The sequence below is a fragment of the Arthrobacter vasquezii genome (genome assembly GCF_029455255.1).
Classification (GTDB): Bacteria; Actinomycetota; Actinomycetes; order Actinomycetales; family Micrococcaceae; genus Arthrobacter_D; species Arthrobacter_D parietis.
Genome location: NZ_JAROKN010000050.1, coordinates 1 through 19,899 on the forward strand (window position 1 = coordinate 1; position 19,899 = coordinate 19,899).

General features: G+C 64.2%; 19 protein-coding genes and 2 pseudogenes. 12 read left to right on the plus strand and 9 right to left on the minus strand.

All coding sequences use genetic code 11. The annotated features are described in order from the left end of the window. Positions 1–113 precede the first annotated feature (113 nt). Positions 114–512, plus strand: a complete 399-nt coding sequence (locus tag P4U43_RS14230; protein ID WP_404800749.1) for a FadR/GntR family transcriptional regulator — start codon at positions 114–116, stop codon at positions 510–512. Between the two features lie 19 nt (positions 513–531). Beyond that, entirely contained in the window at positions 532–795 is a 264-nt protein-coding gene (locus P4U43_RS14235) for a glutaredoxin family protein (protein WP_277359321.1), read from the plus strand. On the opposite strand, the gene P4U43_RS14240 is transcribed toward P4U43_RS14235, so the two are convergent. The 4 genes from P4U43_RS14240 to P4U43_RS14255 are packed head-to-tail and all read right to left on the minus strand — an operon-like array spanning position 796 to position 4,366. Next, positions 796–1,197, minus strand: coding sequence for a universal stress protein (locus P4U43_RS14240; RefSeq protein ID WP_056545999.1), 402 nt, complete (start codon positions 1,195–1,197; stop codon positions 796–798). A 22-nt stretch (positions 1,198–1,219) separates the two neighbouring features. Further along, positions 1,220–2,734, minus strand: coding sequence for a tripartite tricarboxylate transporter permease (locus tag P4U43_RS14245; RefSeq protein ID WP_277359322.1), 1,515 nt, complete (start codon positions 2,732–2,734; stop codon positions 1,220–1,222). 25 nt (positions 2,735–2,759) lie between these two features. Beyond that, on the minus strand, positions 2,760–3,323 hold the full coding sequence (locus P4U43_RS14250) for a tripartite tricarboxylate transporter TctB family protein (RefSeq protein ID WP_277359323.1): 564 nt from the start codon (positions 3,321–3,323) through the stop codon (positions 2,760–2,762). Positions 3,324–3,361: 38 nt separating this feature from the next. Next, entirely contained in the window at positions 3,362–4,366 is a 1,005-nt protein-coding gene (locus P4U43_RS14255) for a Bug family tripartite tricarboxylate transporter substrate binding protein (RefSeq protein WP_277359324.1), read from the minus strand. Between the two features lie 156 nt (positions 4,367–4,522). Here P4U43_RS14255 and P4U43_RS14260 point away from each other — a divergent pair, with 156 nt between their 5' ends. The 5 genes from P4U43_RS14260 (at position 4,523) to P4U43_RS14280 (ending at position 10,547) form a co-directional block, all read left to right on the plus strand. Next, the gene (locus tag P4U43_RS14260; RefSeq protein WP_056546006.1) at positions 4,523–5,407 is read left to right on the plus strand and encodes a LysR family transcriptional regulator; all 885 of its coding nucleotides are present in this window, start codon (positions 4,523–4,525) and stop codon (positions 5,405–5,407) included. A 142-nt stretch (positions 5,408–5,549) separates the two neighbouring features. Beyond that, positions 5,550–6,497, plus strand: coding sequence for a 5-dehydro-4-deoxyglucarate dehydratase (gene kdgD, locus P4U43_RS14265; RefSeq protein ID WP_277359325.1), 948 nt, complete (start codon positions 5,550–5,552; stop codon positions 6,495–6,497). Between the two features lie 51 nt (positions 6,498–6,548). Then, complete coding sequence (locus tag P4U43_RS14270; RefSeq protein ID WP_277359326.1) at positions 6,549–8,195, plus strand: aldehyde dehydrogenase (NADP(+)); 1,647 nt, start codon at positions 6,549–6,551, stop codon at positions 8,193–8,195. Next, positions 8,192–9,520 carry an enolase C-terminal domain-like protein gene (locus P4U43_RS14275; protein WP_277359327.1) on the plus strand — a complete coding sequence of 443 codons (1,329 nt, stop codon included), beginning with the start codon at positions 8,192–8,194 and terminating at the stop codon, positions 9,518–9,520. The genes P4U43_RS14270 and P4U43_RS14275 overlap by 4 nt, the downstream gene beginning before the upstream one ends. A gap of 40 nt (positions 9,521–9,560) precedes the next feature. Next, positions 9,561–10,547 (plus strand): AEC family transporter, encoded by a 987-nt coding sequence (locus tag P4U43_RS14280; protein WP_277359328.1) that lies wholly within the window; start codon positions 9,561–9,563, stop codon positions 10,545–10,547. Between the two features lie 34 nt (positions 10,548–10,581). Here the strand turns inward: P4U43_RS14280 and P4U43_RS14285 are convergent. After that, a pseudogene (locus P4U43_RS14285) lies at positions 10,582–10,701 on the minus strand (VOC family protein); the annotation flags it as partial. Positions 10,702–10,743: 42 nt separating this feature from the next. Continuing rightward, positions 10,744–11,163, minus strand: coding sequence for a hypothetical protein (locus P4U43_RS14290; RefSeq protein WP_277359329.1), 420 nt, complete (start codon positions 11,161–11,163; stop codon positions 10,744–10,746). A 25-nt stretch (positions 11,164–11,188) separates the two neighbouring features. Between P4U43_RS14290 and P4U43_RS14295 the strand changes: the two genes are divergently transcribed. Beyond that, positions 11,189–11,845: a cyclodeaminase/cyclohydrolase family protein gene (locus tag P4U43_RS14295; protein WP_277359330.1), complete on the plus strand. Its 657-nt coding sequence runs from the start codon at positions 11,189–11,191 to the stop codon at positions 11,843–11,845. On the opposite strand, the gene P4U43_RS14300 is transcribed toward P4U43_RS14295, so the two are convergent. Next, positions 11,842–12,291, minus strand: coding sequence for a GreA/GreB family elongation factor (locus P4U43_RS14300; protein WP_277359331.1), 450 nt, complete (start codon positions 12,289–12,291; stop codon positions 11,842–11,844). The two genes, P4U43_RS14295 and P4U43_RS14300, sit on opposite strands and share 4 nt — an antisense overlap. 661 nt (positions 12,292–12,952) lie before the next feature. Here P4U43_RS14300 and P4U43_RS14305 point away from each other — a divergent pair. Next, complete coding sequence (locus P4U43_RS14305; protein ID WP_277359332.1) at positions 12,953–14,002, plus strand: LacI family DNA-binding transcriptional regulator; 1,050 nt, start codon at positions 12,953–12,955, stop codon at positions 14,000–14,002. A gap of 39 nt (positions 14,003–14,041) precedes the next feature. On the opposite strand, the gene P4U43_RS14310 is transcribed toward P4U43_RS14305, so the two are convergent. After that, positions 14,042–15,667 carry a xylulokinase gene (locus P4U43_RS14310; RefSeq protein ID WP_277359333.1) on the minus strand — a complete coding sequence of 542 codons (1,626 nt, stop codon included), beginning with the start codon at positions 15,665–15,667 and terminating at the stop codon, positions 14,042–14,044. Positions 15,668–15,853: 186 nt separating this feature from the next. On the opposite strand from P4U43_RS14310, the gene P4U43_RS14315 reads away from it, so the two are divergent. The 3 genes from P4U43_RS14315 (at position 15,854) to P4U43_RS14325 (ending at position 19,435) form a co-directional block, all read left to right on the plus strand. Then, positions 15,854–16,585, plus strand: coding sequence for an L-ribulose-5-phosphate 4-epimerase (locus P4U43_RS14315; protein WP_277359334.1), 732 nt, complete (start codon positions 15,854–15,856; stop codon positions 16,583–16,585). Further along, positions 16,582–18,096, plus strand: coding sequence for an L-arabinose isomerase (gene araA, locus P4U43_RS14320; protein WP_277359335.1), 1,515 nt, complete (start codon positions 16,582–16,584; stop codon positions 18,094–18,096). The genes P4U43_RS14315 and araA overlap by 4 nt, the downstream gene beginning before the upstream one ends. A gap of 79 nt (positions 18,097–18,175) precedes the next feature. Beyond that, positions 18,176–19,435, plus strand: a complete 1,260-nt coding sequence (locus P4U43_RS14325) for an FAD-binding protein (protein WP_277359336.1) — start codon at positions 18,176–18,178, stop codon at positions 19,433–19,435. Here the strand turns inward: P4U43_RS14325 and P4U43_RS14330 are convergent. Then, positions 19,422–19,899 (minus strand): annotated as a pseudogene (locus P4U43_RS14330) (hypothetical protein); the annotation flags it as partial. The gene P4U43_RS14325 and the pseudogene P4U43_RS14330 overlap by 14 nt on opposite strands.

Sequence of the window (19,899 nt, forward strand, 5' to 3'; positions counted from 1 at the left end):
CGCTGGCGGCAGCCCGGCAGACGACGGCGTCGGTTCACTGTTCACGGTCACACAGGAAACGGTACTTGATCAGGGAAAAACTCTGCAGAAATAGCACAGCCAGTCGCGCGGGGGTGGAGAGTGAGGCGGCTGCGCTTGCGGCCGGTAACGCCACGCCTGCCATGATTGCCGCGCTCGATAGCACCCTCGAGGCCTTCGACGCCGCCGGCAACCACGCGGCAACGGCGGTCTCCTGCGACTTCGCGTTCCACCGGGCTGTGGCCGAGGCCAGCGGAAACTTCTACTTCGTTGACGCGCTGCTGTCACTGGGGCCCGCCATGATTGCGATGCCGCCGGAGCGTCTTGAACCAGCCGACGACGGCGGCCAGTCAGAGCGGTTGCAGCGCGTCGCCGCGGAGCATCGTGCGGTACGCAACGCGATAGCTGCGGGGGATTCACTGACCGCCGCCGCTGCCATGCGGCTGCACCTGGTCAACTCGCGGTCCCGGCTGGGCCAGGAGTCCGGCTCCTAGCTCGCCGTACGATGGACGCATGACCAAAAACCCAGAAACCATCCGGATGTACGGGGCCGACTGGTGCCGTGACTGCATCCGCACCAAGCGGCAGCTGGATGAACTCGGCATCAGCTACGAGTACATCAACCTCGTTGAAACGCCGGATGCCGCTGAAGAAGCCAAGAGCATCTCCGGCAGGACCAACATTCCGGTAGTGGTGTACCCGGACGGCGCGCACCAGGTCGAACCGACCAACCCTGACGTCGAGGCGAAGCTTCGCGAGCTGAACCTGCTCGGTTAGTCAGTCGCGGCCGTCCGGCTTCACCGCGAGTACCGGGCGGTCAGCCTGCAGGAGGATGCGCTGCGCGTGTGAGCCCATGATGAACTTGCCCACCTGCGTGCGCTGGCGAAGGCCGATCACGATCAGCGAGACGTCGTGTTCGACCGCGAGCTCGAGGATTTCGTCCGCGAGGTCATCCCTGTGGGAGGGGCGAAGAACGCGCGCGGTGATGCCGGCGTCGGCGGCTGATTTTTGCAGCCGCGAAAGGTCTTCGTCACTGGCAACCGACTTGTCCACGCGGGAGCCCTCGCGCACGGAGTTGACGATCAGCAGCTCCTCGCCGCGGAGCTTCGCCTCGGTGATTGCTGCTGCGACGGCCGCTTCGCCGACGGGTGTGGGCACGTAGCCGACCATGATGCTCATGGGTTCTCCTAGAAGTGTGCGATTAGGAATCTGCGTTAACGCGGGTGGTGTCGCGCTGGCGGCGGGCCAGGGCGGACTTGATCATGGGGCCCACTGCTACCAGGACGAAGATCACCAGCAGGGTGGCCGAGATGGGGCGGGTGAGGAAGCCCGAGACGTCGCCTTCGAGTACCAGCAGCGAGCGGCGGAGGTTCGACTCGAGGAGCTCACCGAGCACGAACGCCAGAACCAGCGGCCCGGGCTCGAAGCCGAACTTCTTCATCAGATAGCCGAGCGCCCCGAAGAGCACCACGAGCAGCACATCGAACATTGAATTACGGATGGTGTACGCGCCGAGGATGGTGATCAGCGCCGTGATAGGGGCGAGGATGGCGGCCCGAACCCGCAGGATCTTCACGAACAACCCCACCAGCGGGATGGACAGGATCAGGAGCAGGATGTTCCCGATGTACATGGAGTTCACCACGCCCCAAAACAGCTCCGGGTCTTCGGAGATCAGCTGAGGTCCAGGGGTGATGCCGTGGATCAGCAGCGCGCCGAAGATGATGGCCATCGTGGCGTTGGCCGGGATGCCAAGCGTGAGCAGCGGGATAAAGGAGCTCGTCGCAGCCGCGTTGTTGGCGGTCTCCGGTCCGGCTACGCCCTCGACGGCACCTTTGCCGAAGCGGGAGGGGTCCTTGGCCCGCTTCTTCTCCACCGCGTAGGACACCATGGAGGAGATCGTTGCCCCTCCGCCGGGAAGGATGCCGAGGAAGAAGCCCAGGACGGAGCCACGGCCGATAGCGCCGGAGGATTTGCGCAGGTCCGCACGGGAGGGCCACACATTGGCAACCTTCGCCGGTGCGCTGACCGCCCGGTGGCGCTCCTCAAGGTTGTAGAGGATCTCGCCGATTCCGAACAGACCCATCGCAATGGGTACGAAGTCGATGCCGTCGGCGAGGCTCAGGTTACCGAAGGTGAACCGTTCGGCGCCGGTGAAGACGTCGCGGCCGACGGTCGCCAGTAGCAGGCCGACGGCGGCGGCGATGAGTGCCTTGATCTTGGTTCCACCGCTGATGGTTGCAACCAGCAGGATGCCGACAAGCGCCAAGGCCGTGTACTCCGGCGGGCCGAAGTCGAGCGCGAAGCTGGCTACGAGCGGCGCCAGGAAGGTGAGGCCGATAATGGCGACCGTCCCGCCGATGAATGAACCGATGGCCGCGATGCCCAGGGCGGTTCCGGCTTTGCCCTGCTTGGCGAGGACGTAACCGTCAAACACGGTCACCACGGAGCTCGCCTCGCCGGGAAGCCGCAGGAGGACGGAGGTGATGGTTCCGCCGTATTGGGCGCCGTAGAAGATGCCGGCGAGCATGATGATCGCGGTGACGGGGTCAATGCCGTAGGTCAGGGGCAGCAGGATCGCGATGGTTGCTGCGGGGCCGAGGCCCGGCAGTACGCCGATGAGCATGCCGATGACGACGCCCATCAGGCAGTAGAGGAGGTTCTGCGGGTCCAGCACCACGCCGAAGCCGTTCAGAACCGGGTCGAAGAAATCCATGGTGGGTCCTTTGGTCCGTCAGGTCTTAGAACAGGTGGGGGATGGACGTCCCCAGACCCAGGATGAAGATGGCGTAGAAAGCGGCAACAACGAGCACTGAATAGAGAGTGGCTGAACGCCAGGTCTCGCCACCGAGGAACTTCATCCAGACGAAGCACAGCAGTAGCGCCGGAATCTCGAAGCCGATGACCGGCATCAGCCACACCATGGCCAACAGCGTGACGAAGCCGAAGCCTGCCATGCGGGACAGCGGGGAGAATCTTTCGCCGTCCACACCCCCGCGCCGGCCGACAACCAGCTGCGCGAGGGCGAGGACGGCGATGATGAGACTGATAATGAACGGCCACGTCCCGGGGCGTGGCTCGCCCGGTGTGCCCAGGCCGAGACCAACAGCAATGACCATGCCTGCGACGCCGACGCCGGCCGCCACGAGTGAGGCGGCAAGGTTGGCCGTGGAGCCCGACGGCGGTGGAGAATCTGCCGCCCATTCGGCGGCGAGTTCCTCCGGCGTCAGATCTGGAACACCAGGGACATCGGTGCCTGTGCTTTCGGCTTCGAAGTCGTGATTCCGCTTCATGGTGATGCTCATTTCAGCTGATGGTCTCGGCTGGGACAGGAAACGGGCTCTTACTCGCCGGAAAGCGAGATGTCGTACTCCTCAACCAGTGCCTTGTACTGCTCTGCGAGGGCGTTCCACTCCTCGACAACCTCTTCACCGGTTACTTCCCACGGGGTCAGGATGTTCTGCTGGTTGAACTCCTGGTAGGTCTCGGAGTCACGGACCGACTGCACGGACTCGATGAGTCGCTCTTTCACGTCCTCGGGAAGACCCTTGGGCGCAGCCAGTGCGCGGTACTGCGACACGGGAACCTCATAGCCTTCTTCGATGGCGGTCGGGGTGTCGGGAAGGAACTCGGGGCGCTCTTCAGCGAAGGTAACGATCGGCGTGACGGTGCCGGCTTCAATCTGGGGGAGAGCTTCACCAAGCTGGATTGTGGCGACGTCGACCTGGTCACCCATGACAGCGGTCAGGGCCGGCGAGCCTGAATCGAACGGTACTGCGGTTCCGTCAATCTCGGCCTGGGCAAAAAGAACCGCCTGGGCCAGCTGGGAGCCGGTGCCGACGCCGGTGGTGCCGAAGTTCAGTTCTTCGGTGTTTTCTTGAATGTCTGCGAGGGTCTCAAACCCGGACTCCGGGCTGGCTACCAATACGTAATCGTCCTGGGAAAGACCCGCGATGACGTCCAGATTGTCCAGATTCACTGCCTCGTCCTCGCCGACAGCGAGCGGCGTGATGGTGATGAGGGAGGCGTTGAGGAGGATGAGATTCTGTCCATCCGCCTCCATGGCGGCAACTTCCTTGGTGGCCAGCGCGCCGTTGGCTCCAGCCTTATTAACCACGGGCACGGCAACGCCGAGGTCTTCCGCCATCCCCTCGGCAACGGCGCGTGCGATGCGATCGGTCGAACCACCGGCATCCTGGCCAACAGTGATCGTTACGGGGCCGCTGGGGAACGCTTCGCCGGATTCAGCGCTGCCCCCGGCCACGTTACCGCCGCAGGCTGACAGGGCGAGAACACCGGCAGCGGCAGTGGTTGTGATCAGGGTGCGGCGGGTAGATGATGCTTTCACGTGTTGGTACTCCTCATTCAGGAACGGCGTTGTTCGGCTACAGGCCTGGAGCAAAGGTGTGATGGCACTCACGGCTCGGCCCTGAGAAGACTGTACGGAGCGGTTATGATGCATGTCCAAGCCAACATATGCATGAAGTGATACCCGGAAGGCATCATGTTCACTCTTGATCAGGCACACAGTTTTGTCATCGTCGCCGAAGAGCTGCACTTCGGCCGGGCAGCCGAACGGCTCAATATGACCCAGCCCCCGCTGAGCCGCCAAATCCAGAAACTGGAGCGCAGTGTCGGCGTCGAGCTGCTGTTGCGAGACAACCGGAAAGTGTCGCTCACTGCTGCCGGCCGCGCCTTCCTGGTGGAAGCCAGGAAGCTCGTCGTCGCCGCCGAGAGGGCACCGCGGACGGCGCAGCGCATTGCGGCAGGCAAGTCCGGTCAACTGCGGGTCGGGTTCACCGCCGCTTCCGGTTTCAGCCTCCTTGGGCCGCTGCTGACGGAGATCGCAACGGAACTGCCCGACGTCGATGTGGAGCTTCAGGAGCTCGTCACCGGTGAGCAGCTGGCAGCGCTCATCGACGGCGACCTGGACCTTGGCCTCGCCCGGCCGGCTTTCGACGCTGATCTCTTCGAGTCGCATCTGATGTTCACCGAGGATCTCCTGCTGGCAGTCCCATCGGGGCACGAGCTTGACCAGCTGAACCGCTTGTTGACGGTGGCGGACCTCAAGGGCGTCCCGCTGATCATGCATTCGCCGACCAAGGCCCGGTACTTCTACGACCTGGTGGTCCGCACCATTCCGGTGGAGCACGGCAATGTAGTTCATACGGTGAGCCAGGTCCTCACGATGGTGGCGCTGGTTGCTGCCGGGCGGGGAGTGGCCTTCGTTCCGGAGTCGACAAGCCTCTTGGGGGTGGAGGGTGTCTCCTACCTGCGCCTGGCGGATATTGAACCGGACGCCGTCGAGCTCTATGCCATCTGGAGCAGGGAGCTGCGTAACCCGGCCCTCGGCAGGCTCCTTGAGGTCATCCGGACCAAGGACCTGTAGGTCCTTTTGATACCCGCAGGGCATCAGTCCATTCAAAAGTGGGCTTGGACAGGCATCACCCGATTTCCTACGGTTGAAGTAATCCATCAAGGAAGCACCACCCCTCGCCGTTCACGGCGATCTGCCCTAAGGAAGATGCATCGTGGCCCAGTACGAGCCCCAGGAACTTGCCCAAAAGCTGAAGGACGGCCTGCTGTCCTTCCCGGTAACCGCCTTCACGCCGGAGCTGGCCGTGGACGAGGACGCCTACCGGCAGCACCTGTCCTGGCAGGCGAGTTTCGGCGTCGCAGGTCTCTTCGCGGCCGGCGGCACCGGTGAGGGTTTCAGCCTGACGCCTGCAGAAGCGGCTCAGGTCATCCGCGCGGCCGTCGAGGAGGTCGGCACCAAGGTGCCTGTCCTCGCCTCCGCAGGTGGTTCCACCGCCCAGGCCATCCAGAACGCTCAGGACGCCGAGGCTGCCGGCGCGGAGGGCCTCCTGCTGCTCCCGCCGTACCTCACCGAGTGCGACCAGGAGGGGCTCCTGGCCCACGTCAGCGCGGTCTGCTCCGCTACGAACATCGGCGTCATCGTCTACAACCGCGCCAATGCCATCTACTCGGCAGATACCGTTGCCCGCCTCGCCGAGCGCCACCCGAACTTCATCGGGTTCAAGGACGCCATCGGGGACATCGAGCATCTCACCAAGGTCTACGCCAGGAACGGCGACCGGCTCTTCTACCTGGGTGGCCTGCCCACCGCCGAGACCTTCGCCCTCCCGCTGCTGCAGCTGGGAATGAGCACCTACTCTTCGGCGCTGTACAACTTCGTTCCCGAGTTCGCGCTTGAGTTCTATGGCGACGTCCGGAGGCAGGACCACGCAGCGGTCACCGAGAAGCTGCAGCGCTTTGTGCTGCCCTACCTCGACATCCGCGACCGGGTGCGCGGTTACGGCGTCTCGATCGTCAAGGGCGGGCTGAAGGTCGTCGGCCGCGATGTCGGCGGCGTCCGCCCGCCGCTGCAGAACCTGACGGAGGCTGACCTTGTTGACCTCGGGGCGCTCATCGACGCCGCCGGTATCCGTCCTGCACCCGCCGCGCTCACCCACGCCTGACACCAGCACTTCCAGAAAAAACCAACCGGACACCATCGGTAAGGAGCTTTCATGCCTACGCAGCACGCCACACTTCAGGGTCACTCCATCATCGCAGGGCAGGGAACTGCCGGGAACGGCAAGACCGTCTGCGGCTTCAATCCGGCCACCAACGAGACGCTGGAGCCCGCCTACTCCCTGATCGACGAGGCACAGCTCAGTGAAGCGACCTCCGCCGCGGAGGAAGCCTTCGACTCCCTCAGCACCCTCGATCCCGAAACCCATGCGGCTTTTTTGGCGAGCATTGCCGACCGCATTGAAGCAGCGGGTGAGGAAATCGTTGCCCGTGCCATGCTCGAGACCGGCCTGCCGGAACCACGCATGCGCGGGGAGCTTGCCCGCACCACCGCCCAGCTTCGTCTCTTCGCTTCGGTGGTTCGCCAGGGCGATCACCGCGGCGTCCGGATAGACCCTGCACAACCCGACCGCACCCCGATGCCACGCGCGGACATCCGGCAGCGGAAGGTGCCCCTCGGTCCCGTTGCCGTCTTCGGCGCGAGCAACTTCCCACTGGCTTTCTCCACTGCCGGTGGTGACACTGCGTCGGCGCTCGCCGCGGGCTGCCCGGTGATCTTCAAGGCGCATAACGCCCACCCCGGCACCAGCGAGCTGGTTGGCCGCGCTATCACGGAGGCCGTGAACGACGCCGGCCTCCACCCGGGCGTCTTCTCCCTCATCTACGGTCCCGGTGCCAGTATTGGCCAGGCCCTCGTCTCGGATCCGGTCATTCAGGCGGTCGGCTTCACCGGCTCGCGTTCCGGTGGCACGGCGCTCATGGCAACAGCCGCCGCGCGGCCCCAGCCCATTCCGGTGTACGCGGAAATGAGCTCGATCAACCCGGTCATCTTCTTTGAGGGTGCCCTGCAGGGCGATCTCGACGGGCTCGCTGCCGCGTATGTCACCTCCGTCACCGGATCCAGTGGACAGCTGTGCACCTCACCCGGCCTGGTCTTCGTGCCAACCGGCGAGGCCGGCGACAACTTCCTTGCCGCGGTCACCCGTGCGCTCGAACCTTCGGCGGGACAGACCATGCTCACGCGTGGAATCGCAGACTCCTGGAATGCAGGCGTTGAAGCGCTGGGATCGCAGGCCGGGGTCGAGCTGGTTGCCCAGGGCACAGACGGGGCCACAGAGAACGCGCCCGCACCGGTTGTCTACGGCACCCAGGCAGAGACGTTTCTCAGCAACCCTGTTCTGCACGAGGAAATCTTCGGTGCCGCGTCGCTCGTGGTGCACTACTCCTCCACAAAGGAATTGGTGGCGGCAGCGAAGCGCCTCGAAGGGCAGTTGACCGCTACCCTGCACCTCACCGACTCGGACTACGAGACCGCGGCGAGCGTCCTGCCCGTGCTGGAGCGCAAGGTTGGCCGCATTCTCGCCAACGGCTGGCCCACCGGCGTCGAGGTTGGTCACGCGATGGTTCACGGCGGCCCGTTCCCTGCCACCTCGGATACCCGCACGACGTCGGTCGGCACCCTCGCGATCGAGCGTTTCCTGCGGCCGGTCGCCTACCAGAACATTCCAGAGGTGCTCCGCCCCGCCGCAATCCAGGACGGCAATCCCTGGCAGCTGAACCGCCGGATTGACGGCACGGTAGTGCCGGCGACGGAGGGTGAGGGCAACGGTACAACCATCAAGGCCACCGGGGAGGACGCGTGACCGCCCAGCCAACCATCGCCGTCGTCGAGGTTGTCCCGGTTGCCGGGCACGACTCGATGCTGCTCAACCTCTCGGGTGCGCACGGGCCGTTCTTCACCCGCAACGTCGTCATTATCACCGATTCCGACGGCCGTACCGGGCTGGGCGAGGTTCCCGGCGGGGAGGCGATCCGCTCCACCATCGAGGAAGCAGGACGGCTGCTGACGGGCAAGCCGATAGCGCGTTTCCGTAGCCTCCTGCGCATCGTCGCCGCTGCGTTCGCTGATCGTGACGCCGGCGGCCGCGGGCTCCAGACGTTCGACCTGCGCACAGCTGTCCACGCGGTTACCGCGATCGAGTCGGCCCTGCTGGACCTGCACGGGCAGTTCCTCGGAGTTCCTGTTGCCGAGCTCCTGGGCGACGGCCAGCAGCGTGACGCGGTGCCGATGCTCGGCTACCTCTTCTATGTGGGAAATCCGGATTCCACCGACCGGCCTTACCTGCGCGAGCAGGATTCCTCCGACGACTGGGTGCGTGTCCGGCGGGAAGAAGCGATGACGCCTGCCGCCGTCGTCCGCCTGGCCGAAGCAGCACAGGCACGCTACGGTTTCGCGGACTTCAAGCTCAAGGGAGGAGTGCACGCGGGCGATGACGAGGTGGACGCCGTCGTCGCGCTCAAGGAACGCTTCCCGGACGCGAGGATCACGCTCGATCCGAACGGGGGCTGGCTGCTGGAGGATGCCATCCGGCTGGGGAAGCGGATGCAGGGAGTTGTGGCGTACGCCGAGGATCCCTGCGGCGCCGAAGGACGGTTCTCCGGCCGTGAGGTCATGGCAGAGTTCCGCCGCGCCACCGGGCTGAAGACGGCGACCAACATGATCGCGACGGACTGGCGGGAGATGGCCCATGCCGTTCGGTCCAACGCCGTGGATATCCCGCTTGCTGATCCGCACTTCTGGACTATGGCCGGCTCGGTCCGGGTGGCGCAGCTCTGCAACGAGTTCGGGTTGACCTGGGGATCGCACTCCAACAACCACTTCGACATCTCGCTGGCCATGTTCACCCACGTCGGCGCTGCCGCTCCTGGCGAAATCACGGCGATGGACACGCACTGGATCTGGCAGGACGGCCAAGGGCTCACCACCAGCCCGCTGCAGATCCGTGGCGGCGAGATCAGGGTTCCGGACGCACCCGGACTAGGGATCGAGTTGGACCGCGGCCGCCTCGAAGAAGCGCATGCATTGTATCTTGAGCACGGTCTTGGCGCCCGCGATGATGCCGCGTCCATGCAATACCTGATCTCCGAGTGGACGTTTGACCCGAAGAGGCCCTGCCTGGTCCGCTGATGCAGGGTCAGTAGGAATCGACAGGTAAACAGGAGGGTTTGTGGAGGGGGTTCTCCTCGGGTTCGGCATTGTCCTGGCGCTGGTCGGCGTTGGCATTGTCGCCTCGATCCTCCTCCCAACCCGCACCCGGGCCATGCAGGAGGGGCTCACGCCGGTGATTTACTACATCACCAACCCGGCGCTCATGTTCATCCTGCTCGCCGAGACCGAACTTGCTGAAGTCCTGAGCATCTACACGCCGATCGCGCTCCTGGTTGCTGCCGCGACCGCCGTTGTCTATGCGCTGTTCAGCCGCTTCATCCTCAAACGCCCGGCGGCACAGACAGCGGTGGGGGCGATGGCGTCCTGCTACGTCAACGCCGGCAACATCGGCATACCTATTGCCCTGTATGCGGTGGGGAGTTCCGCCCCGGTGGTCTCGGTGCTGCTGGCCCAATTGCTGGTGATCGCGCCGGTCTTCCTCACAATCTTCGCCTGGTGCGGCAGGAAGACAAGCCCTGCCGGCTCATCGACGGCGCCCGGGCCCGCCGGTGGTTCCCAGTCTCAGCGCAGGTCACCGACGCTTGCGCGGACGGTTCTGCGGTCGGTGGCCAATCCCGTCACTCTCGGGACGGCCGCAGGGGCACTGTTTGCCGCAACCTCGCTCACGCTGCCGGCAATAATCTGGACGCCGCTGGAGATGCTTGGCCAAGCGTCAATCCCGCTTCTCCTGATGGTTTTCGGTATGAGTCTCCGGGGACAGAAGCCGCTGGCACAGCGGAGCCTGCGTGCCGACGTCGTGCTCGGAAGTGTGGTGAAGCTCGCGCTGATGCCGGTCATCGCGTGGGCGGTTGCGTACTACCTCTTCCGTGTCGAGGGCACCGCACTGCTGGGCGTGGTGGCCATGGCGGCGCTGCCCACCGCGCAGAACGTGTTCCTGTTCTCCGCCCAGTTCGGGTTGAAGGTCACGCTGGTCCGCGACATCATCCTGATGAGTTCGTTGTTGGCACTGCCGGCGTCTCTGTTGGTGGCGGTTCTGCTGGGATAAGCGATCCGCCGGGAGGGACAGGGCTGTGCCGGGGCTATCCCGAGCAGAGGCAGAAGGGGTGTCCAGCCGGGTCCAGAAAAACGCGGAATGATTCGCCCGGCTGGTGCTCGTGCTTGATCGCTCCGAGTTCGAGCACGGCGGCCTCGGCTGCATCTTGCGATAGCCATGCCCATACCGTACGTACAGTTGCGGTCGATTAGTGTCCGCATGAGGGGTCTTTTCCTGCGGTCACTGCGTGCAATACGGATTCGTCCGGCAGGGTGATGCCCGGCCAGACAATCTTGGACCGGCCGCGTGCGCGCTTCATCGCGGCAGGTACAAGGGACAGGTCCGCACCGGCCTCAAAGCAGATCTGTGCCACGAGGGGATGCGACCAGCTGCTGGTCGGTTTGCCCTCGATCGATCCGAGATACATTCCGGCGACCTCCGCGAGGACCTGCGGGCTGACGCCGTGAATAGTCCTGATTTCGCTGACGGCGCTGCCGAGGTCGAAGGGCCGTGTTGTTGCGTGACGGATGGCGGTCCCGGCCACCCATGAAGCGACAATCTGAGGGTCTCTCGCAAGCATGGCGTCAGCATAGAAGCCGGCTCTGACATCCCGCTCCATTTCAAGCATGCGTACATTGGGACAGACTTGCCTCATGGCTGATTCAGAAATCACAACTTCCGGCTCCACAGTCGAGGAATGGACACAGGCTCTCGGGGAATCGGTGGGTTCGCCCGGCGGCGGTGCAGGAGCAGGGGTCATGCTCGCCATTGCAGCGTCGCTGACCTCTATGGTCGCGGGGTACACCGATGCCGGCGCTGAGCAGGGAGAGCAGTTGGAGAGTCTGCTGGCCCGGGCGCAGGAGCTGCGCCGGACCGCCCTGCGGTTGGCGGATGATGACGCGGCCGCTTCGCGCGCCTTCGGTTCCGCGTTCCGATTGAACGAGGGCGACGAGCGCGACCGGGCCATCCGCGAGGCATCGCTGGGCGCCGCGCGGTCATCCGCAATGCTCGGAGATCACGCCATCGCTGCGATTGATGACCTGTCCTGGTTGGCGGAGAACGGCAATAAGGCACTGATAGCGGACGTCGTGGTGGCCTTTGGTGCACTGCGCGCGGCCGTGACCGGAGCCCGAACGAATGTCAGCTTCGATCTGGCCACGCTGAGATCTTCCGGCCTCACACTCGAGCAGGTCCGCGAGCAGCAACCCCGCCTCTGGGCAGCCGTCGAGAAGCTTGATGCAGCAATTGTGCGGATCGATGAGGCGACGGCTGCCGTGGACCACCGTGCTGCCCCCACCGACTCGGCCTAACGCTGGCCGCCCGCCTGGCCGGGTCCCGTGTACGGAGTGGCAGCGATGATCGAGATGGTGACCTGCCGCTTGTTCGGCGCCGTGTAAGAGGTGACATCCCCGGGCCGCAGACCGCGGATGGCTACACCCAGAGGGCTCTGTTCGCTGAAAACGTTTAGCTCCTCCGTTCCCAGGATGACTCGGTTTCCCATCAGGAACACTTCGGGCTGCCCGTCGATGCAGGCTTCAATCAGCATGCCCGGCTCTACGATTCCATCATCTGCGGGTGAATGGATGTTCACGTTCTTCAGCAGTGCCGTCAGCTGCCTGATGCGTGATTCCCTGGCCATTTGTTGGCTGGACTCTTCCTGCTGCCCCCGTGCATTGAGCAATACGTCCAGTTCCCGCTTCAGACGCGTATAGGCCTCCTGTGTGAGCCAGGTAGCGGGGGCAACTGAATGCAGCATTTCACTCCTAAAATACGTGCGGGCACCACCGGAAGAACCGAGTGAACGAATGTCCGGGGCGGTGATGAATGTTTGAGCATAGCCCATTCCTGTTTTTTAGCAATTCCGGAGATCGTGAGGGCTGCATATTTCTTCGACAGCGTCAGGACTGGCTTTAAAAATATAACTGGGTATGGTTCTGGGTATTGATGAGGAAGGCGGTGATCCCCGTGTCAGGAAAGTCTCCCCGGAGCGCTGGCGTGAAAAAGCAAGGAAAGTCCATCCTTGAAAAGCGTGCCCAGAAGAGGGCAAAGGCAGAGTCCAGCGAATCGCTGTTCGCCAAGCCCCGCAAGAACCAGCGGTAGCTGAAGCTTCAGTGGTGTCCCGCTCATGCCTTCCGCCAGTCGACGTTCCTCCCACGGGTTGGTGAAGATCGGGCGTGAGCGGGATACCGCTGATCGGTTTTGTATGCAATTCGGGTCCTTTTCGGGTGAACTGTTCGCAGCGGAATATCGCGCTCGCCGGGTTCAGCTAGATTTGTGATAAGTAGTCAAACCTTCTCTTTTCGGAGCACGGTTCAAGGGCTTTTGGGTATTTTATGGCGTGGTGCGGATGAACATTTCCACGCGACTGGCTGTGCTATTTCTGCAGAGTTTTTCCCTGATCAAGTACCGTTTCCTGTGTGACCGTGAACAGTGAACCGACGCCGTCGTCTGCCGGGCAGCCGCCCGCGCGCAGCCGCTCCGCGAACATCCGCGACGTCGCGAAGGCGGCAGGTGTCTCTCACCAGACAGTCTCGCGCGTGATCAACGGGCACCCGAGCCTGCGCGAGAGCACGCGGCAGCGGGTTCTCGACGCGATGGAAGCACTCCAGTTCCGCCCCAACCGCGCGGCCCGCTCGCTGGTCACCAGCCGCTCCGGCATGATCGGCGTGTTGGTCACAAACGGCACCTACTTCGGTCCGGCGTCGACCAGGGCTGCAATTGAATCTGCAGCCTCCACTGCCGGCTACCTTGTCGATACGGCTACGCTTACGTCCCTTGAAGAGACCGCTTTCAAAGAAGCCCTTGGACGGCTGGTTGATCACGCGGTTGAGGGACTCATTGTCCTGGCGCCGCAGGAGGCTACCCTGCGCCAGCTCGTTCACTTGCCCGTCAAGTTGCCCATGGTCACGGTGCATTCGACATCAGCAGCGGACGATCACGGGCTCTCGGTTGATCAGGTGGCCGGCGCCAGGCTCGCAACCCGACATCTGCTGGAGTTGGGCCACCGCAGCATCGCGCATGTTGCGGGACCGGACGGCTGGGTGGAGTCGAAGGAGAGAATTCGGGGGTTTCGTACTGAAATGGCGAACTGGGGTTTGGATTCGTCCCGGATTGTCACCGGTGACTGGACCTCCGACAGCGGTTTCCGGATAGGCCAGGAGCTCCTTGCCGCAGACCCGCCCACGGCAGTCTTCTCCTCCAATGACCAGATGGCGTTGGGGCTCACGCATGCCTGCGGTGACCGCGGTCTCCGGGTTCCTGAGGACATCAGCATTGTTGGGTTCGACGATGTGCCTGATGCGCGGCATTTCGCCCCACCCCTCACGACGGTTCGCCAGGACTTCGACGAACTGGGACGGCGCTGCGTGGCGCACCTGCTCACTCAACTGGGAGTGCCCGTACAGAGCGCACCGCGGACCGTTGTTCCCGAACTCATCGTCCGGCAGTCAGCCGCCTCCCCCCGGTAGACCGCCCGTCGGACATCCGCCGCGGGGATTCGTCCCGGACTATTCCACTGGCAGGGCGCTGATCGCGGCGCCTTCGACCTGCAGACCCGTGTGGTAGCGGTCGAGGTAGGTTGCGAAGCCGGCGACGTCGGCCGCGTCAGGTTCGGTTGTTTCGAATTCTGCGTCGGCGAAGACGTGTTTACGAAGGTAGGCGTCCAGGTCCAGTTCATCGCCGGCGGCGTTGGCCGAAGCATAGGAAGCCAGCACCGCCATCCCCCAGGGGCCGCCTTCCGAGGCCGTTGCCGCGACGGAGACGGGTGCGGCGAGAGCGCCGGAGAGGAAACGCTGCGCCACGTCCGCGGTACGGAACATACCTCCGTGCGCAAACATGCGGTCCAGCTCAACGCCCTCTCCGGAAAGAACACGCATCCCGAGGGCGAGCGTGCCGAAGACCCCGTAGAGCTGCGCGCGCATGAAATTGGCCAGGGTGAATTCGCTGTCCGGGGTCCGCAGGAACAGGGGCCGGCCTTCAGGAATTTCGGCGATCGGTTCTCCGGCGAGGTGGTTGTAGGCGAGCAGGCCGCCGGCGTCGGGAGCGCCGTCGAGCGCTTCCCGGAAGAGGGTAGTGAAGACGTCGTCCGAATTCAGGGCAGCACCGGAAGCCGACACGGCTCCCGAAGCCGCTGCGAAGCGGGAGAAGAGGCCCACCCACGCGGCGAGTTCACTGGCACCGTTGTTGCAGTGCACCATGGCAACGGGGTCACCGGAAGGGGTCGTGACCAGGTCCAGTTCATGGTGCACCCGCTCGAGCGGACGTTCGAGAACCACCATCGCGAAGATGCTCGTGCCGGCGCTTACATTGCCGGTACGGGGGGCAACCGAGGACGTTGCCACCATCCCGGTGCCGGCGTCGCCCTCCGGCGGACACAGCAGGGCACCCGGGCGGAGGCCGCCGGTGGGGTCAAGGAGAGCGGCCCCCTCAGCAGTCAGTTCGCCTGCCGGCTGGCCGGCCACCAGGACCTCGGGCAGAAGTTCGGATAGCTTCAGGCCGGGTACGGTTTCGGCTGCCAGGGTGTCATAGCGGGTGAGCAGCCCGGCGTCGTAGTTGCTGGTGCCGGAGTCGATGGGGAACATTCCGGAGGCATCGCCCACGCCAAGGACATTGCGGCCGGTCAATTCACGATGGACGTAGCCGGCCAGGGTTGTGATCGAGCGAACCTGCGCTAAATGAGGTTCACCGTCCAGTACAGCCTGGTGCAGGTGGGCGATTGACCACCGCAGCGGGATATTGACTCCGAAGAGCTCGGTGAGCTCCGCTGAAGCCGCTCCGGTGTTGGTGTTGCGCCAGGTACGGAAGGGCACAAGCAGTTCATCGGCGTCGTCGAAGGCAAGGTAGCCGTGCATCATCGCCGAGACGCCGATCGACCCGAGATTCTCGAGCCGCGTACCGTACCGGCGTTCGACGTCGGCAACCAGCTCCGCATAGGCGGCCTGGACGCCCTTCCAGACATCTGCCAGCGAGTAGGTCCACAGGCGGTCGACGAGTTGGTTCTCCCACTCATGGCTGCCTACCCCCAGGACCGTCGAAGGATCCTCACCGATGAGGCATGCCTTGATTCGTGTTGAGCCGAGTTCGATTCCGAGGCTGGTGCGGCCGCCGGCTATAACGTCCTTGAAATCGGTCATGAGCAGAATCTCCTTCAAATAGACGTCGCCGCTCCACGCGACCTTCCGGCGATTCCCTGCGATGAGAAATGTCCGGACCCGGTGGTGCTTGACAGTGAACGTGACGTCGAGCATATAGTGTGAACGGTCACATTGGGTAGTTCAAGGAACTCCGCCGGACCGCCTACTCGAAAGCGATGGTCAAGCATGACTAGCACCACCCGGTCCTTTTCAGATCGTGAAACGGACGCCATCAACGCCGTCCGCCGCGATGTGGCCAAGCTCCACGCAGAGCTGGTCCGTTACAACCTGGTGGTGTGGACCGGCGGGAACGTGTCCGGACGCGTGCCGGGGATGGACCTCTTTGTGATCAAGCCCAGCGGCGTCGACTATGACGAGCTGACGCCCGAGAACCAGATCCTGTGCACCCTCGACGGAGCCGTCATCGAAGGAACGCCGGGTTCGGAGCGGTCGCCTTCGAGCGACACTGCCGCCCATGCATACGTCTACCGCAACATGCCCCGCGTCGGTGGAGTGGTGCATACCCACTCGACCTATGCCACAGCGTGGGCTGCGCGCGGCGAATCCATCCCGTGCGTCATCACCGCCATGGCGGACGAGTTCGGCGGGGAGATCCCGGTAGGTCCGTTCGCGATCATCGGAGACGATTCGATCGGCCGCGGCGTCGTGGAAACCCTTACCGGCCACCGCTCGCGTGCCGTCCTGATGCAGAACCACGGGCCCTTCACCATCGGCAAGGACGCGCGCGACGCCGTCAAGGCCGCCGTCATGCTCGAGGACGTTGCGCGCACCATCCACATTTCCCGCCAGCTCGGGGAGCCGCTGCCAATCGAACAGCGCCACATTGAATCCCTCTTTGACCGCTACCAAAACGTGTACGGGCAGCCAAACCCGCTTAGAACCGGAGCAGCACTGTGACTACCCTGAATACCTCACTCGACCAGTACGAGATCTGGTTCCTCACTGGAAGCCAGGACCTCTACGGCGAAGACACACTCCGCCAGGTCGCCGAGCAGTCCCAGCAGATCGTGAAAATGATCGAAGCGTCCGACGTACCGGTCAAGGTGGTCTGGAAACCGACGCTGAAGGACTCGTCCTCAATCCGCCGGATGGCGCTTGAGGCGAACGCGAGCGACAAGACCATCGGCGTCATCGCCTGGATGCATACGTTCAGCCCCGCCAAAATGTGGATCGCCGGCCTGGACACGCTGCGCAAGCCGCTGCTCCACCTGCACACCCAGATCAACGTCGAGCTGCCCTGGGCGGACATCGACTTCGACTTCATGAACCTCAACCAGGCCGCCCACGGCGACCGCGAGTTCGGCTACATCCAGACGCGCCTGTCCGTGGCGCGGAAGACCGTCGTCGGGCATGTCTCCAACCCGGCCGTGACTGTCCAGATCTCCACCTGGTCCCGCGCCGCAGCCGGCTGGGCCGCCGTCCACGAGCTCAAGGTTGCCCGGTTCGGTGACAACATGCGCAACGTCGCCGTTACCGAGGGTGACAAGACCGAGGCAGAGCTGCGCTTCGGCGTCTCCATCAACACCTGGGGAGTCAACGAGCTCGTCGAGGTGGTCGATGCGCAGTCCGATGCCGACATCGACGCCCTCGTCGAGGAATACGAGGCGACGTACGACGTCGTTCCTGAACTGCGGCGCGGAGGGAACCGTCACGAGTCCCTCCGGTACGGCGCGCGTCAGGAGCTGGCGCTGAAGTCCTTCCTGGAGGAAGGCTCCTTCGGTGCGTTCACCACGACGTTCGAAGACCTCGGCGGTCTGCGCCAGCTTCCCGGACTGGCAGTCCAGCGGCTCATGGCCGCCGGTTACGGTTTCGGCGCGGAAGGCGACTGGAAGACCGCTGTGCTGGTCCGCGCAGCCAAGGTGATGGGCGCAGGGCTTCCGGGAGGCGCGTCGCTGATGGAGGACTACACATATCACCTGGTACCTGGGGAGGAGAAGATCCTCGGCGCGCACATGCTGGAAATCTGTCCAACGCTCACCACCTCGAAGCCCACCCTCGAGGTGCACCCGCTGGGAATCGGCGGCAAGGAGGACCCCGTCCGGCTGGTATTCGATACGGACTCAGGGGACGCCGTCGTGGTCGCCATGTCCGACATGCGCGACCGCTTCCGGCTGACTGCCAACGCCGTCGAAGTGGTTCCGCCGGACGCGCCGCTGCCCAACCTTCCGGTGGCGCGCGCCGTCTGGAAGCCGCAGCCGGATTTGGCGACGTCCGCAGCGGCCTGGTTGAGCGCGGGTGCTGCGCACCACACTGTGATGAGCACCGCCGTCGGGCTTGATGTGTTCGAGGACTTCGCAGACATTGCCGGCACGGAGCTCCTGCGCATCGACAGCACGACGACGTTGCGCGAGTTCCAGCGTGAACTGCGGTGGAACTCGGCCTACTACCGGCTGGCGCAAAAGCTTTAACCCGTTCATTTCGCAGGACACACCCCTTATGGGTCTCCATTAGGGGAGTGTCCTGCCAACTCACGCGAGGAGAACATCGATGGCGAACGACGTCGGCACCAACTGGGCGGGGAACCTCGCCTATGGAGCTTCCATCCTTCATGAGCCGGCGTCGGTGGACGAGGTGCGGCGGATTGTCGCCGGGGTGTCGTCCATCCGTGCGCTGGGTTCGCGGCATTCCTTCAATAGCATTGCGGACGGCACGGCTGCGCTGCTGTCGACGGCGGCTTTGACCGGTCCGGTGACGGTTGACCGGGATCGCTCGACCGTGACTGTCGGCGCCGGGATCCGCTACGGAGAACTGGCGCAGGAACTGGAACGGGAAGGCATTGCGCTGGCGAATCTTGCGTCCTTGCCGCACATCTCGGTGGGAGGGGCTGTCGCTACGGGGACCCACGGGTCCGGTAAGCGGAACCGCAGTCTGGCTGCCGCCGTCGTCGGGCTGGAGCTGGTGACCGGCAGTGGTGACCTGGTGCGGTTCACTACCAGCGACCCGGACTTCGAGGGTGCGGTGATCAACCTCGGGGTGCTGGGTATTGTGACCAGACTGGAGCTCAAGGTTGAGCCCGCTTTCGGGGTTGAGCAAACTGTTTTCGAGCGGCTTCCGCTGGAGAACCTGCTTCAAAATTTCGACGGCGTGACCGGCGCCGCGTACAGCGTCAGCGTCTTCACCACCTGGCGGGATCCGGATGTTGCCGACTCGGTATGGGTGAAGCGCCGCCCCGATCAGGATGCGCCCCTTGAGGAGACTCTGTTCGGTGCGGTGGCTGCAAAGGATGAGCGTCACCCGCTTCCCGGGCTGCCTGCAATCGGCTGTACTCCGCAGCTGGGCGTGGCCGGTCCCTGGTACAACAGGCTGCCGCATTTCAAGCTGGACTTCACGCCGAGCAACGGCGTGGAACTTCAATCCGAGTACCTGGTTCCCCGCGAACACGCCGTTGACGCGATTCGTGCGGTTCGGGAGCTCAGCCCGGAGATTGTGCCGTTGCTGCAGGTCAATGAAATCCGGACCGTTGCCGCTGACGATTTGTGGCTCAGCTCAAGCTACGCCACCGACGCCATTGGGCTGCACTTCACCTGGGTTCAGGATCAGCCGGCCGTCGAGGCACTGCTGCCCACCCTCGAGGCTGCACTGGAACCATTCTTGGCCCGGCCGCACTGGGGGAAAGTGTTCACCCCCGGAGCGCACGACTTCGATCGGTTGTACCCGCGGCTTGAGGACTTCCGGCTCCTGACCAAGCGGCTGGATCCCGAGGGCATCTTCGCTAACCCGTTCACCGCAAGCCTTATGGCCCGTTAACGCCCTTCGGTCCGCGGGAGCGTCTTCCGAGCACAACCACTCCCGCGGCCAGGAGGATCAGCAGCGCAGCACTGATTCCGACCACCGGTGGGGAGCTTGCTGACACGACATCCGGTGATGCGCTTTCGGCAGCCGGTGGTGCGGCAGTGGGTGATTCTGTCGGCTCCACGTACATGGGTGCCCAGGCATAGGGCGGCATCGCGAATGGAGCGGGCTCCTTTTCGGCGTCCTTGGTCTTCTCCGGCGCTGGCTGCTCGGCCGGGACAATCTGCATCGGCACGGTCAGCACCGGCGCGGGCAGTGCGGGAGATATGAACTGCTGGGGGATCTGGGCTGGTGCTGGTGCTGGCGGCGGAGGAACCGGAGCGGGCTCTGGATCGGGTGCCGGGGCAGGTGCGGGAGCGGGTTCTGGAGCGGGCGGTGCCGGCGCAGGTTTGGCCAGGAGGTAGCCGGCAAGCGCGGAG

Coding starts and splice junctions, on each gene's coding strand:
- P4U43_RS14235 (WP_277359321.1), top strand. CDS start 532: ATGACCAAAAACCCAGAAACCATCCGGATGTACGGGGCCGACTGGTGC.
- P4U43_RS14240 (WP_056545999.1), bottom strand. CDS start 1,197: ATGAGCATCATGGTCGGCTACGTGCCCACACCCGTCGGCGAAGCGGCC.
- P4U43_RS14245 (WP_277359322.1), bottom strand. CDS start 2,734: ATGGATTTCTTCGACCCGGTTCTGAACGGCTTCGGCGTGGTGCTGGAC.
- P4U43_RS14250 (WP_277359323.1), bottom strand. CDS start 3,323: ATGAGCATCACCATGAAGCGGAATCACGACTTCGAAGCCGAAAGCACA.
- P4U43_RS14260 (WP_056546006.1), top strand. CDS start 4,523: ATGTTCACTCTTGATCAGGCACACAGTTTTGTCATCGTCGCCGAAGAG.
- P4U43_RS14270 (WP_277359326.1), top strand. CDS start 6,549: ATGCCTACGCAGCACGCCACACTTCAGGGTCACTCCATCATCGCAGGG.
- P4U43_RS14290 (WP_277359329.1), bottom strand. CDS start 11,163: ATGCTTGAAATGGAGCGGGATGTCAGAGCCGGCTTCTATGCTGACGCC.
- P4U43_RS14295 (WP_277359330.1), top strand. CDS start 11,189: ATGGCTGATTCAGAAATCACAACTTCCGGCTCCACAGTCGAGGAATGG.
- P4U43_RS14300 (WP_277359331.1), bottom strand. CDS start 12,291: ATGCTGCATTCAGTTGCCCCCGCTACCTGGCTCACACAGGAGGCCTAT.
- P4U43_RS14310 (WP_277359333.1), bottom strand. CDS start 15,667: ATGACCGATTTCAAGGACGTTATAGCCGGCGGCCGCACCAGCCTCGGA.
- P4U43_RS14315 (WP_277359334.1), top strand. CDS start 15,854: ATGACTAGCACCACCCGGTCCTTTTCAGATCGTGAAACGGACGCCATC.
- P4U43_RS14325 (WP_277359336.1), top strand. CDS start 18,176: ATGGCGAACGACGTCGGCACCAACTGGGCGGGGAACCTCGCCTATGGA.